The 13,374-nt window shown below is 71.1% G+C and carries 13 protein-coding genes; 7 read left to right on the forward strand and 6 right to left on the reverse strand.

Annotation, left to right across the window (positions count from 1 at the left end; genetic code table 11):
* Nucleotides 1-6: 6 nt before the first annotated feature.
* The 3 genes from AC0680_RS04110 to AC0680_RS04120 form a co-directional block, all read right to left on the reverse strand.
* On the reverse strand, nucleotides 7-1,050 hold the full coding sequence (locus tag AC0680_RS04110) for a phosphotransferase (protein ID WP_384424171.1): 1,044 nt from the start codon (nucleotides 1,048-1,050) through the stop codon (nucleotides 7-9).
* A 52-nt stretch (nucleotides 1,051-1,102) separates the two neighbouring features.
* Complete coding sequence (locus AC0680_RS04115) at nucleotides 1,103-1,522, reverse strand: pyridoxamine 5'-phosphate oxidase family protein (protein ID WP_478624713.1); 420 nt, start codon at nucleotides 1,520-1,522, stop codon at nucleotides 1,103-1,105.
* Between the two features lie 118 nt (nucleotides 1,523-1,640).
* The gene (locus AC0680_RS04120; RefSeq protein ID WP_384424169.1) at nucleotides 1,641-2,300 is read right to left on the reverse strand and encodes a response regulator; all 660 of its coding nucleotides are present in this window, start codon (nucleotides 2,298-2,300) and stop codon (nucleotides 1,641-1,643) included.
* A 327-nt stretch (nucleotides 2,301-2,627) separates the two neighbouring features.
* On the opposite strand from AC0680_RS04120, the gene pdhA reads away from it, so the two are divergent.
* The 3 genes from pdhA to AC0680_RS04135 are packed head-to-tail and all read left to right on the forward strand — an operon-like array spanning nucleotide 2,628 to nucleotide 6,345.
* Nucleotides 2,628-3,845 (forward strand): pyruvate dehydrogenase (acetyl-transferring) E1 component subunit alpha, encoded by a 1,218-nt coding sequence (pdhA, locus tag AC0680_RS04125; RefSeq protein WP_478624715.1) that lies wholly within the window; start codon nucleotides 2,628-2,630, stop codon nucleotides 3,843-3,845.
* A gap of 2 nt (nucleotides 3,846-3,847) precedes the next feature.
* Nucleotides 3,848-4,831 (forward strand): alpha-ketoacid dehydrogenase subunit beta, encoded by a 984-nt coding sequence (locus tag AC0680_RS04130; RefSeq protein ID WP_478624716.1) that lies wholly within the window; start codon nucleotides 3,848-3,850, stop codon nucleotides 4,829-4,831.
* Between the two features lie 23 nt (nucleotides 4,832-4,854).
* Complete coding sequence (locus AC0680_RS04135; protein ID WP_478624717.1) at nucleotides 4,855-6,345, forward strand: dihydrolipoamide acetyltransferase family protein; 1,491 nt, start codon at nucleotides 4,855-4,857, stop codon at nucleotides 6,343-6,345.
* Nucleotides 6,346-6,466: 121 nt separating this feature from the next.
* Here AC0680_RS04135 and AC0680_RS04140 read toward each other — a convergent pair whose 3' ends face one another.
* Nucleotides 6,467-6,643, reverse strand: coding sequence for a hypothetical protein (locus AC0680_RS04140; protein ID WP_468976098.1), 177 nt, complete (start codon nucleotides 6,641-6,643; stop codon nucleotides 6,467-6,469).
* 208 nt (nucleotides 6,644-6,851) lie between these two features.
* Here AC0680_RS04140 and AC0680_RS04145 point away from each other — a divergent pair, with 208 nt between their 5' ends.
* The 3 genes from AC0680_RS04145 (at nucleotide 6,852) to AC0680_RS04155 (ending at nucleotide 9,897) form a co-directional block, all read left to right on the forward strand.
* Nucleotides 6,852-7,724, forward strand: a complete 873-nt coding sequence (locus AC0680_RS04145) for a GNAT family N-acetyltransferase (RefSeq protein WP_478624719.1) — start codon at nucleotides 6,852-6,854, stop codon at nucleotides 7,722-7,724.
* A gap of 137 nt (nucleotides 7,725-7,861) precedes the next feature.
* Complete coding sequence (locus AC0680_RS04150; RefSeq protein ID WP_478624721.1) at nucleotides 7,862-8,545, forward strand: GntR family transcriptional regulator; 684 nt, start codon at nucleotides 7,862-7,864, stop codon at nucleotides 8,543-8,545.
* Between the two features lie 98 nt (nucleotides 8,546-8,643).
* The gene (locus AC0680_RS04155; protein ID WP_478625074.1) at nucleotides 8,644-9,897 is read left to right on the forward strand and encodes an MFS transporter; all 1,254 of its coding nucleotides are present in this window, start codon (nucleotides 8,644-8,646) and stop codon (nucleotides 9,895-9,897) included.
* Nucleotides 9,898-9,967: 70 nt separating this feature from the next.
* Here AC0680_RS04155 and AC0680_RS04160 read toward each other — a convergent pair whose 3' ends face one another.
* Both AC0680_RS04160 and AC0680_RS04165 read right to left on the reverse strand, forming a co-directional pair.
* Entirely contained in the window at nucleotides 9,968-10,792 is an 825-nt protein-coding gene (locus tag AC0680_RS04160) for a maleylpyruvate isomerase family mycothiol-dependent enzyme (protein WP_478624723.1), read from the reverse strand.
* A 152-nt stretch (nucleotides 10,793-10,944) separates the two neighbouring features.
* Nucleotides 10,945-11,475, reverse strand: coding sequence for an LURP-one-related/scramblase family protein (locus AC0680_RS04165; protein ID WP_478624725.1), 531 nt, complete (start codon nucleotides 11,473-11,475; stop codon nucleotides 10,945-10,947).
* Nucleotides 11,476-11,539: 64 nt separating this feature from the next.
* Between AC0680_RS04165 and AC0680_RS04170 the strand changes: the two genes are divergently transcribed.
* Nucleotides 11,540-13,348, forward strand: coding sequence for an NHL domain-containing thioredoxin family protein (locus AC0680_RS04170; RefSeq protein ID WP_478624726.1), 1,809 nt, complete (start codon nucleotides 11,540-11,542; stop codon nucleotides 13,346-13,348).
* Nucleotides 13,349-13,374: the final 26 nt, after the last annotated feature.

Below are 13,374 nucleotides of genomic sequence, written 5' to 3' on the forward strand. Positions count from 1 at the left end.
CCCGCTTCAGCGGGTGAACGCGTCCCGTACGGCGCGGTATTCGCGGGTCCACCACACGGCCAGTGCGGCCGCCGCCGGGAACTGCGGGTCGGTGCGGCGGTCGCCGAGCTGGTAGCGCCAGGTGAGCATCCAGAAGTCGTTCAGCCGCTCCCACCACACCCGGTGGACGGCCGCGGCCAGCTCGTCGGCGTCGGCCCCGCAGGCGCTGCGGTAGGCGCCCGCGTAGGCCGCGACCTTGGCCAGGTCCAGCGTGCCGCAGGGGCGTACGAAGAAGATCGCGGCGGCGCGTACCGCCTCCTCGGCGCGCGGCTGGACGCTCAGCCGGTCCCAGTCGACGATCGCGGTCGGCTCCGGGCCGCGGTAGAGCACATTGAGCGGGTGGAAGTCGCCGTGCACCCAGCCGGCGGCCGGTTCCGCGCCGGGGGCCGGGCGGCGGTGCGCCTGCCGCTCCAGCAGCGCCCGGCGTTCCAGCAGGCGGTGCTCGGCGAGTTCGTCGAAGCTGGTGCGCGGGCGGGCGCCGCGGGCCAGGGCCAGCAGTTCGTCGATCATCTCGAAGGTCCGCGCGGGGTCGGCCCCGGCGTCCGCGCAGGGCGGCCGCGCGGGGTGCGGTTCGTCCGCCATGACCTGCTCCAGCGCGGTGTGCACGAGTCCGAGCAGGGCGCCGAGCCGGCGGGACTGGCCGCAGGTCAGCGCGGCGCCGTCGAGGTGCCGGCCCTCGACCCAGGGGTGCAGGGCGTAGCAGCGGCCGTCGAGGACGGTGACCGTGCGGCCGTCCGCGTCGGCGACGGGCGGGGCGACCGGCAGGCCGAGCGCGGCGAGCCGGCGGGTGGCGCGGTGCTGGCGGTTGATGGCGGCCTGGTCGCCGTCGAGGTGGTGCTTGAGGAAGTAGCGGCCGCCGGTGGTGGCGAGGAAGTAGCCGTGGTTGAGCAGGCCTTCGGCGACGGGCTCGCAGGACAGCGGCGCGCCGGCGCCGGTGTAGTGGCGGAGCAGGGATCCGAGGGTGTCTCTGGCGGGCGTCGCCGCCGGCCGGACTACAGATGAGCGCAGCACGCGCCAGATGTTAGATCAAGTGCACCCGTCTGAGTGGCTGTGCCGGAAAGCCTTACGCAGAGTGCGCGTGCCGGAAGGCGGGCACATCGGTGAGGTGGTGCATGGTCACGAACTCCGGCTCGATGCGCAGGAAGACCGGGTCGAAGGGCACGCCGTCGGCCAGCCGGGGCGTGGGGCCGAAGAGCGCGCGTTCGGCGGGGGTGGGGTCGACGACCCGGGCGGTGCCGGTGAACTGGACCGACCAGGTGTCCGGCGCACCGCTGTTGATGTTGTCGGCCTCGTACGCGACCACGCTGCCGTCCAGCGCCTGGTGGTAGTCGTAGCCGCGGTGCAGCCGCAGCATCAGGCGTCCGTCGTCGAGGACGAGATGCCGGGTGACGGTGGTGAAGGGCAGCGCCCGCCGACTGGCCGAGACCCGCCCGTAGGGGGTGCGGTCCAGCAGCTCGACGGCACGGAAGTTGTCGGTGGGCATGTCACCACCTTGCCGTTCGGGCCGGGCCGGCCAGTAGGGCCCAGCAGCCCGAGGAAACGGGACGATGGTCCCGAACCGTCATGAGCCGGGCGGGTGCCGGCGGGGCGCTCCCGTCGGGTCAGTGCCGCTCCGCCTGCCTCCGCGCGACGTAGGCGGCAGCCTGGGAGCGGCGCTCCATGCCGAGCTTGGACAGCAGGCTGGAGACATAGTTCTTGATCGTCTTCTCGGCGAGGTGGAGCCGCTCGCCGATCGCGCGGTTGGTCAGCCCCTCGCCGATCAGGTCGAGGATCCTGCGCTCCTGTTCGGTGAGGTTCGCCAGCCTGTCGTCGCCCTTGGCGGCGCTGCCGTCGCGCAGCCGCTCCAGGACGCGGGCGGTGGCCACGGGGTCGAGCAGCGACTTGCCGGCCGCCACGTCGCGTACCGCGGAGAGCAGTTCATTGCCCCGAATGGCCTTGAGGACATAACCGGCCGCACCGGCCATGATCGCATCGAAAAGGGCCTCGTCATCAGCGAACGAGGTGAGCATCAGGCATTTGATGTCCTCGTTCTGCGAGCGGATCTCGCGGCAGACCTCGACACCGCTCCCGTCCGGCAGCCGGACATCGAGCACCGCCACGTCGGGACGCGTCGCAGGGATCCTGACCAGGGCGTCTGCGGCGGTGCCGGCCTCGCCGACCACCTCGATGTCCGCCTCGGTCGCGAGCATTTCGTGGACACCGCGCCGGACGACCTCATGGTCGTCGAGCAGGAATACCGTGATTTTTCCGTCTTCGCTCACCGAGCCAGTCTCACACATCAAGTCTTCCCGTGCTCCAGGTCACCGATATAACGTGCCGTTGTCCCGGCGGCCTGCAACGCTGTGACCAGGAGTTGTTCCTTACCTTCGCGATTTACTTGGAAATCCAAGCAAAATCGCAGGTCAGCGCCGTTTCCACTTCGGCTTTGACAATGGGTAACGTGCAATGAGCAGGCCACCTTCCGGGAGCTTTGTTCCACCCGGATCCGGCCGCGATCGCACACACCCCGTGCGCCGTATCGGATACCGGGTGAGCCGCAATACGGCCACCGGCGGACCCCGGGGGCCGGACAGACGGAGGAGCAGCACGTGACCGTGGAAGGCACTGCGCAGCGGAAAAACGCCCGCGGCAGCAGCAAGCGCACCACCGCCAAGAAGGCGGCGCCGGCGAAGAAGGCGTCCCCGGCCAAGGCCCGCACGACCGGCCGGCCCGAGCAGGCGGAGCAGGATCAGCTCGTACAACTGCTGACCCCCGAAGGGGAGCGGGTCGAGCACCCGGACTACGCCATCGACCTGTCCCCCGAGGAACTGCGCGGCCTGTACCGCGACATGGTGCTGACGCGGAAGTTCGACGCCGAGGCGACCACCCTCCAGCGCCAGGGCGAGCTGGGCCTGTGGGCCTCGCTGCTGGGCCAGGAGGCCGCCCAGATCGGCTCCGGCCGCGCGCTGCGCGACGACGACTACGTCTTCCCGACCTACCGCGAGCACGGTGTGGCGTGGTGCCGTGGAGTCGACCCGACGAACCTGCTGGGCATGTTCCGCGGCGTCAACCACGGCGGCTGGGACCCCAACAGCAACAACTTCCACCTCTACACCATCGTCATCGGCTCGCAGACGCTGCATGCGACCGGTTATGCGATGGGCGTGCAGAAGGACGGCGCGGATTCCGCGGTCATCGCGTATTTCGGTGACGGCGCCTCCAGCCAGGGAGACGTCGCGGAATCCTTCACCTTCTCCGCGGTCTACAACGCCCCGGTCGTGTTCTTCTGCCAGAACAACCAGTGGGCGATTTCCGAGCCCACCGAGAAGCAGACCCGGGTGCCGCTCTACCAGCGCGCCCGCGGCTTCGGATTCCCCGGCGTACGGGTCGACGGCAACGACGTACTGGCGTGTCTGGCGGTGACCAAGGCGGCGCTGGAGCGGGCCCGCACCGGCCAGGGCCCGATGCTCATCGAGGCCTTCACCTACCGCATGGGCGCGCACACCACGTCCGACGACCCGACGCGATACCGGGCCGACGAGGAGCGGGCGGCCTGGGAGGCCAAGGACCCGATCCGCCGGCTGAAGGCGTATCTGCAGGCCGAGGGCATGGTCGACGACGCCTACCTCGCATCGATCGAGGAGGAGAGCGAGACCCTGGGCAAGCGGGTCCGCGATGCCGTACGCGCCATGCCCGATCCGGACCACATGGCGATCTTTGAGAACGTCTATGCCGACGGGCACGCGCTCGTCGATGAGGAGCGCGCGCAGTTCGCCGCGTACCAGGCGTCGTTCGCCGACGCCGATGCCGTCGCGGAGGGGAACTGACCATGGCCGTCTTCGAGAAGATCACCATCGCCAAGGCGATCAACGAATCGCTCCGCGCCTCCATGGAGGCCGACCCCAAGGTCCTCGTCATGGGCGAGGACGTCGGCAAGCTCGGCGGCGTCTTCCGTGTCACCGACGGCCTGCAGAAGGACTTCGGCGAGGACCGGGTCATCGACACCCCGCTCGCCGAGTCCGGCATCGTCGGTACCGCCATCGGCCTGGCGCTGCGCGGCTACCGCCCGGTCGTCGAGATCCAGTTCGACGGCTTCGTCTTCCCCGCCTACGACCAGATCGTCACCCAGCTCGCGAAGATGCACGCCCGCGCGCTGGGCAAGGTCAAGGTGCCGGTCGTCATCCGCATCCCGTACGCGGGCGGAATCGGCGCGGTCGAGCACCACTCCGAGTCCCCCGAGGCGTTGTTCGCGCATGTCGCGGGCCTCAAGATCGTCTCTCCCTCGAATTCCTCCGACGCCTACTGGATGCTCCAGCAGGCCATCGCCGGCGACGACCCGGTGATCTACTTCGAGCCCAAGCGCCGCTACCACGACAAGTCGCGGCTGGACACCGAGTCGATCCCCGATCCGCTGCACAAGGCCCGGATCGCGCAGAGCGGCTCGGACCTCACCCTGGCCGCCTACGGCCCGATGGTGAAGGTCTGCCTGGACGTGGCCAAGGTCGCGGCCGAGGAGGGCAAGTCCGTCGAGGTCGTCGACCTGCGCTCGCTCTCCCCGATCGACTTCGACACCGTGCAGTCGTCGGTGGAGAAGACCGGCCGGCTGGTCGTCGTCCACGAGGCACCGGTCTTCTTCGGCTCCGGCGCGGAGATCGCCGCCCGGATCACCGAGCGGTGCTTCTACCAGCTGGAGGCACCGGTCCTGCGGGTCGGCGGCTTCCACTCCCCGTACCCGCCCTCCCGGCTGGAGGACGAGTACCTGCCGGGGCTGGACCGGGTGCTCGACGCCGTCGATCGCGCGTTGGCGTACTGAGGGTTTGAGGAGAGTTCGTGACCATGACTGCAGGTACCGCCAACGCACAGCGCTTCCGCGAGTTCAAGATGCCCGACGTGGGCGAGGGGCTCACCGAGGCCGAGATCCTCAAGTGGTACGTCCAGGCGGGCGACACCGTCACCGACGGCCAGGTCGTCTGTGAGGTCGAGACCGCCAAGGCCGCCGTCGAACTGCCCATCCCCTACGACGGCGTGGTGCACGAGCTGCGCTTCGGCGAGGGCGTCACCGTCGACGTCGGCACCGTCATCATCTCCGTGGACACCGACCCCGGAGCCGGACCCGCCGAGGCACCGGCCGCGGGCGGCGCCGCGCCGGCCGCCGCGGCGCCCGACGAGGAGGACGCCGAGCCGCAGGGCCGCCAGGCCGTGCTGGTCGGCTACGGCGCCGCGCCGTCCTCGACCAAGCGCCGGGCCCGCAAGCCGCAGCCCGGCGTGCCGTCCCAGCCGGTGGCCGCGACCGCCGGGCTGCAGGCGGAGCTGAACGGGCGGTCCGCACCGGCACCGCTGGCTGCCCCGGTGGCTCCGGCCGCTCCGGCCGCCCCCGCCGTTCCGGCCGCGAGCGCCGCGCCCGCGGTCTCCGCCGGGCGGCCGCTGGCCAAGCCGCCGGTGCGCAAGCTCGCCAAGGATCTCGGCATCGACCTGGCGACCGTCGCACCGACCGGGCCGGGCGGCATCATCACCCGCGAGGACGTGCACGCGGCCGCCGCCCCGGCAGCGGCCCCGGCGGTATCCGCCGAGGTCCCCGTGCCGACGGCGGTCGTCCCGGCCGAGCCCGGCATCGTCGACCTCGCCGCCCGCGAGCGGCGGGTACCGGTCAAGGGCGTACGCAAGGCCACCGCGCAGGCGATGGTCGCCAGCGCCTTCACCGCGCCGCACGTCACGGAGTTCATCACCGTCGACGTGACCCGCACGATGAAGCTCGTCCAGGAGCTGAAGCAGGACCCGGACATGGCAGGGCTGCGGGTCAACCCCCTGCTGCTCGTCGCCAAGGCCTTCCTGGTCGCCATCAAGCGACACCCGGATGTCAACGCGTCCTGGGACGAGGCGAATCAGGAGATCGTCTACAAGGACTACGTCAACCTCGGCATCGCGGCGGCCACGCCGCGCGGGCTGATCGTCCCGAACATCAAGGACGCCGGAGTCAAGACGCTTCCCCAACTCGCCGCGGAACTCGGTGATCTGGTCGCCACCGCTCGTGAGGGCAAGACCTCCCCGGCGGCGATGACCGGTGGCACGGTCACCATCACCAACGTCGGCGTCTTCGGCGTCGACACCGGTACACCGATCCTCAACCCGGGGGAGTCGGCGATCCTCGCCTTCGGTGCGGTCAAGCTCCAGCCGTGGGTCCACAAGGGCAAGGTGAAGGCGCGCCAGGTCACCACGCTCGCGCTGTCCTTCGACCACCGGCTGATCGACGGTGAACTGGGCTCCAAGCTGCTCGCGGATGTCGCGGCGGTGCTGGAGCGGCCGAAGCGGCTGATCACCTGGGGGTGATCCGGGACGCGGTATCGGCTGGGCCGGGCGTCGTTTCACGTGAAACGACGCCCGGCCCAGTTTCACGTGAAACGGTGCCTGAGGCCGGCTCGGCGGCTCGCTCCGGCGTTGTCCGGGGTGGTCAGCCCCGGATGAGCTCCACGGCGCGGCTGAAGTGCGCCACCGGGCCGGTCGGGCCGGACTCGTCGGCGTGCGCGGCGCCTCGGCTCAGCGTGAAGCCCGCCCACAGGCTGGCGACGATCAATGCCAGTACGACGGTGTTCCGCGTCCGGCGGCCGGCGTTCGTCCTGGGCTGCATGGTCAACTCCCCTTGAGTGTCGGAGCCTCCCCGGCTCCATGCCTCCATTCACCCATGGGATTCGGGCCGATCCGTACGCGCCAGGTACGGACTCGCGTCAGACTTTAGGTGGACCCTACGTCCCCCTCCGGTCCCCCTTTCGAGGAGGGCGGGCCGCGGTGCCGTAAAGGGTTTGCCGCTGCCGACCGGGCTGTCTACGGTCGGCGAAATGACCAACGACATGATCATCCGGCGCTATCGGGCCTCCGACCAGGACGTTGTCACCGATCTGTGGTCGCGGGCCGCACGGCAGGCGCACCCCTTCATCGAGGGGGAGGGTGCGGGCGAACGGGCCCGGGTCCTCCGCGAGGTGTACCTCGTCCAGGCGGAGAACTGGGTGGCCGAGCGTGACGGCACCGTCATCGGCCTCCTCGGGCTCCTGCCGAGCGGGCGCGGGGAGCGCACGGAGGCCGGGCCCGGCGCCGAGGTCGGCGGGCTGTTCGTGGCTCCGGAGACCCAAGGCCGCGGCATCGGGCGACAGTTGATCGAGCATGCGGCGGCCCGGCACGGTGCGCTGGCCCTGGAGGTCTTCGAGGGCAACGCCCGCGCCCGCCGCTTCTACGCGCACCTCGGTTTCACCGAGCGGGGGCGGCGGGTGGACGAGGAGACCGGCCATCGGCTGATCGCCCTGGAGCGGGTCGCGCCGCTGCGGTCGGTGGGCTGGCTGCATCTGCGCGAGGGGCGGCTGCTGAGCGTGCGGACGCGGGGGAACGACACGTTCTACCTCCCGGGCGGCAAGTACGAGCCCGGGGAGACCGCCCGTGAGGCGCTGTCGCGTGAGCTCTCCGAGGAGCTCGGTCTGGTGGTGCCCGTCGAGGAGCTGTCGGAGGCCTTCGTCGTCCACGACGTCGCGCACGGCAAGAACGGTCGCCGGCTGCACATGACCTGTTTCACCGGAGGGCCCCAGGACATCGCACCGGTCCCGGGCCGGGAGATCGTCGAGTACGCCTGGTTCGACCGCCGGGAGGCGCGTGAGCGCTGTGCTCCCGCCCATTCGCAGGTGGTGGACCGGCTGGTCGCGCAGGGGCGGATGCCGGGCTGACGAACGCGGTCCGACCCCGGCCGACCAGCTGCCGCACAGGGGTTCAATAGGTCCGCTACCTGGACAAATGCCCTGGTGATCGTCCGCATCGCGGAACCGGGTGCCGGACGCATACCTGTTGTATCTATCCTGTGCGCATGCCCTCCGCGTCCGCACCCGCCGCCCCCGCCACCGAGCCCGCCGCCAAGCAGCCGCCCGCCGCCGAGCGGGTCTATGCGCACATCAAGGACGCCGTCCTGGACCGCCGCTACGAGGGCGGGATGCTGCTCACCGAAGGTGAGCTGGCCGACGCGGTGGGGGTCTCGCGCACACCTGTGCGCGAGGCGCTGCTGCGCCTGGAGGTCGAGGGGCTGATCAGGCTCTATCCGAAGAAGGGCGCGCTGGTGCTCCCGGTCTCCGCGCAGGAGATCGCCGATGTCGTCGAGACCCGGCTGCTGGTGGAGAAACACGCCGCGGCCAAGGCGGTGCCGGCCGGCGAGCCGTTGCTCGGTGAGCTGACCGAGCTGCTGGAGACGATGCGGGAGCAGGCCGCGGCCGGGGATCTGGCCGCCGTCTCCGTCACCGACCGCGCCTTCCACGCCGCCATCGTGCGCAGCGCCGGCAACCAGATCCTGGACCGGCTCTACGAGCAGCTGCGCGACCGCCAGCTGCGGATGGGCGTCGCGGTGATGCACGCCCACCCCGACCGGATCGCCAAGAACATCGCCGAGCACGCGGAGATCCTCCAGGCGCTGCGCGCCGGTGACGCGGCCGCCGCGACCGACGCCGTGCACCGCCACGTCAGCTGGGTCCGCAACCTCGCACAGGGAGACGTGCGATGAGCGGCGGCACCGGCGAACCGGAGAGCACCGGCGGCTCCGGCATAGGCGGCGGCCCCGTCCGTCCGCTGCTCCCGGACCCGCCCGGCGGCCGTAAGGCCATGGCGGTCTGGGGCATCGGCGTCGCGGTCTACTTCGTCGCGATCACCTACCGCACGAGCCTCGGCGTGGCCGGTCTGGACGCCGCCCAGCGCTTCCACATCAACGCCTCGGCGCTGTCGACGTTCTCCATCCTCCAGCTGCTGGTGTACGCGGGGATGCAGATACCCGTCGGCCTGATGGTCGACCGGCTCGGCGCCAAGAAGGTGCTGACCCTCGGCGTCGTGCTCTACACCGTCGGCCAGTTCGGCTTCGCGCTCTCCGCGTCGTATCCCATGGCGCTGGGCTCGCGTGCGCTGCTCGGCTGCGGTGACGCGATGACCTTCATCAGTGTGCTGCGGCTGGGAGCCCGCTGGTTCCCGTCCCGCCGGGGCCCGATGATCGCGCAGATCGCCGCGCTGGTCGGGATGGCGGGCAACCTGGTCTCCACGCTCGTCCTCGCCCGCTTCCTGCACACCTTCGGCTGGACCCCGACGTTCGCCGCCAGTGCGGCCGGCGGCGTCCTCGTGCTGATCCTGCTGCTGCTCTTCCTCAAGGACCACCCGGAGGGCTTCGAGCCGCCGCCGGCGCCCGCCGAGCACACCGGCGCGGGGTTCGTGCGCCGGCAGATCGCGGACGCCTGGCGGGAGCCGGGCACCCGGCTGGGCATGTGGGTGCACTTCACCACCCAGTTCCCCGCGATGGTGTTTCTGCTGCTGTGGGGTCTGCCGTTCCTCGTCGAGGCGCAGGGCCTGTCGCGTGGCACCGCCGGTGAACTGCTCACCCTCGTGGTGCTCTCCAACATGGCGGTGGGGCTGGTCTACGGCCAGGTCATCGCCCGTCACCACGCCGCCCGCATGCCGCTCGCCCTGGGCACCGTCGGTGCCACCGCCCTGATGTGGGCGATCGTGCTGTCCTGGCCGGCCGATCATGCGCCGATGTGGCTGCTGATCGTGCTGTGCGCGGTGCTGGGGGCCTGCGGTCCGGCCTCGATGATCGGTTTTGACTTCGCCCGGCCCGCCAACCCGCCCGAGCGCCAGGGCACCGCCTCCGGCATCGTCAACATGGGCGGCTTCACCGCGTCGATGACGACGCTGCTGGCCGTCGGCGTCCTGCTGGACGCGACCGGTGACAACTACCGGATCGCCCTCGCCTCGATCTTCGTCCTGGAGGCGGTGGGCCTCTGCCAGATCCTTCGGCTGCGCGGCAGTGCGGCGCGGCGCGAGCGCGAACGGTTGGTCGTCAGCCGGGTCGAGGCGGTCCACGTCCCGGCGTGAGGTGGTTGGCGGGGGCTGTTTCACGTGAAACGTCACCGCCGGGACGCCCCCGCCCGTCTCCCGGTCCGCGCTACGGCGTGACCGCGAGGTTGTTCAGGATCGCCTCGGCCAGCTCATCGTCACCGTCGATCTTGACCTGCTCGGCGACGGCCGCCGGCCGGACCCGGCCGCAGGCCAGCTGGTGGAAGGTGTCCCAGTCCAGGGCGAACGTCACGGTCGGGCCGAGGGAGACGCTGCCGTCGATGGTGGCCTTGCCCTCGGCGTCGACGCGGACCGTGCGCAGGAACTCCAGCGGTCCGCTGACGTCGAAGACCACCGCCGAATCGGCGGGCGCCTGGGCCCTCTTGGCGACGACGCCGGGCAGCACCTTCACCAGCAGATCGCGCGTGACATGCGCGCCGGGGGAGTCGAGGTTGCCGGGCTTGCCGAGCGCCCGGCGCAGGTCCTGCTCATGGACCCAGACGTCGAACGCACGCTGCTGGAGCACGAATTCCAGCGACCGCTCCTCACCGAGGGGGCTGCGCACCACGGCGTCCGGCTGGCGGGACTCGTTGCGCAGCTGCCGGGACCGGCGGATCACGGTGTATTCGAGTTCGCTGACCATCTCGGGGCCGGTGTGGTGCCGGCGGACGTCGACCTGCACCTCCATGCGGCGCGCCGACTCGCTGCGCACGTGGTAGAGGTCCCGCGGCAGCGTGTGGATCGGCCGAGGGTCGCCCAGCATCTCGCATTCCAGGCCGATGATGTGGGAGACCACATCGCGAACGGACCACCCTGGGAGGCACGTCGCCCTGTTCCACTCGCCCTCGACGAGCGGGGTCACCAGCTCGGTTATCGCTTCTATGGAGTGAGTCCAGGCATCGATGGAGGACTGAAGGCTGGGATGGACGGTCACGGGACCCCTCGGACGGTTCGTACGCGGGCATGCTGTCTGTGCAGTTAAGTTACGCTGCGCACGGGCACCCCGGCAGTGCTTTCGGGGGACCATCGTAGGCCGATGTGCCACGGCCGTTGAGGGCTGCGGCCCACGGTTTCGGCGCCCACCGTTCAGTCCTCGCCGCGCTCCCGCTCCGCCAGCCGGATCACACAGACCGCGATGGCGATCAGCAGCGCGGGGTCCGCGTCGTCCCGTACGACATTGACCGCATATGTGTCGCGCACGGTCAGCCAGCGCCGCGAGATCTCGGCGAGCAGCTCGCCGTCGTACTCGATCGCGAACTCCCGGTCCAGGACCTTGCCGCTGACGTCCAGCTGGGTGCCGTCCACCAGCTCGACGCGGTAGTGGTTGCGCAGCAGCGAGAGCCGCTTGCGTCGGATGGTGGCCAGCGCCGTGTCGTCCCGCTCGATCGTCATGGTGTCGCGCAGGGCCAGCATCTTCTTGCGGATGGTGATCAGCACCCGCCGCTCGGGGTCCTTCAGCTCGAAGGTCTCCCGCAGTCGCAGTGCCTTGCCGTCCACGAGGAAGGCGTGCCGCCCGTGCTCGTCCTCGATCCAGTAGTCGTCGCCGATGCCGAAGATCCGGTCGCGTACGAGGTACTTACGGGAGCGCGGGGGCTCGGCCCCGGGGGATGGCTGCATGGCTGAGGTGTTCCCCGGTGCCCCTGCGGAATGTGCGGGCACCGGAGTGACGTTGAATGTCCACATGGCTTCACGTGCGCGCGTCCGGGCCCCCGAGCTGATCGGCAAGGGCGGCTGGCTGAACACCGGAAACAACGAACTGACCCTCTCCGACCTGCGAGGACGCATAGTCGTCCTGGATTTCTGGACGTTCTGCTGTGTGAACTGTCTGCATGTCCTGGACGAGCTGCGGGAGCTGGAGGAGCGGCACCGCGACACGCTGGTGATCATCGGTGTGCACTCCCCGAAGTTCGTGCACGAGGCCGAGCACCAGGCGGTGGTGGACGCCGTCGAGCGCTACGGCGTCGAGCATCCGGTGCTGGACGACCCCGAGCTCGCCACCTGGAAGCAGTACGCGGTCCGGGCCTGGCCGACGCTCGTGGTGATCGACCCCGAGGGGTATGTCGTCGCCCAGCACGCCGGCGAGGGCCATGCGCACGCCCTCGCCAAGCTCGTCGAGGAGCTGGAGGCCGAGCACGAGGCGAAGGGCACGCTGCGGCGCGGCGACGGCCCCTATGTGCCGCCGGAGCCGGTCGCCACCGATCTGCGCTTCCCCGGCAAGGCGGTGCGGCTGCCCGGCGGCGGCTTCCTGGTCTCGGACACCACCCGCCACCAGCTGGTGGAGCTGGCGGCGGACGGCGAGCGGGTACTGCGCCGGATCGGCAGCGGCGAACGCGGTCTGACGCCGGACTCCTTCAACGAGCCGCAGGGTCTGGCGCTGCTGCCCGACGGGCGGGTGGCCGTTGCGGACACCGTCAACCACGCCATCCGCGTCCTCGATCCCGCAACCGGTGCGCTGGAGACCGTGGCCGGCACCGGCAAGCAGTGGTGGCAGGGCTCACCGACCTCGGGGCCGGCCCGCGAGGTGGCGCTCTCCTCGCCCTGGGACATCGCCTGGTGGCAGGACCGGCTGTGGATCGCGATGGCCGGGGTGCACCAGCTGTGGACGTACGACCCGGCCACCGGCACGGTCGAGGTCGCGGCCGGCACGACCAACGAGGGCCTGGTGGACGGCCCGGCGGCCGAGGCCTGGTTCGCCCAGCCGTCCGGGCTCGCGGCGGCCGGCGACCGGCTGTGGATCGCGGACTCGGAGACCAGCGCGGTCCGCTGGGCGGAGCCCGCCGAAGACGGTGCCGGCTACGTCATCCGTACGGCCGTCGGCACCGGCCTGTTCGACTTCGGGCACCGCGACGGTGCCGCCGGTCAGGCGCTGCTGCAGCATCCGCTGGGCGTGACCGCGCTGCCCGACGGTTCGGTCGCCGTCGCGGACACCTACAACCACGCCTTGCGCCGCTACGATCCCGCGAGCGGCGAGGTCACGACGCTGGCGACGGATCTGCGCGAGCCGTCCGCCGCGGTCCTCGTCGACGACGACATCGTCGTGGTGGAGTCGGCGCGGCACCGGCTGACCCGGCTGAGGCTGCCCGAGGAGGCGGTACGCGTCGAGTCGGTGGCGCATCGCACCCAGCGCGCGGCCACCGCGGTCGCCCCGGGCGCGCTGCGGCTGGAGGTGGTCTTCCAGGCCCCCGCGGGCCAGAAGCTCGACACCCGCTACGGCCCCTCGACCCGGCTGCTGGTGAGCGCGACACCGCCGGAGCTGCTCGCCGGGGGCGCGGGCGCGGGCACCGACCTCGCGCGGGATCTGGTGCTCGCGGAGGGTGTGCCCGAGGGAGTGCTGCACGTCTCGGCGATGGCGGCGTCCTGCGACGACGCCCCGGACATCGAGTACCCCGCCTGCCATGTGCACCAGCAGGACTGGGGCGTTCCGGTCGAGGTCGCCGAGGACGGGGTGGCCCGGCTGGGGCTCGTCCTGGCGGGGCTGGACGCCGAGTAGCCGGCGGCGCGGCCGCACCGCCACCG

The sequence above is a fragment of the Streptomyces sp. NPDC043738 genome (genome assembly GCF_056436545.1).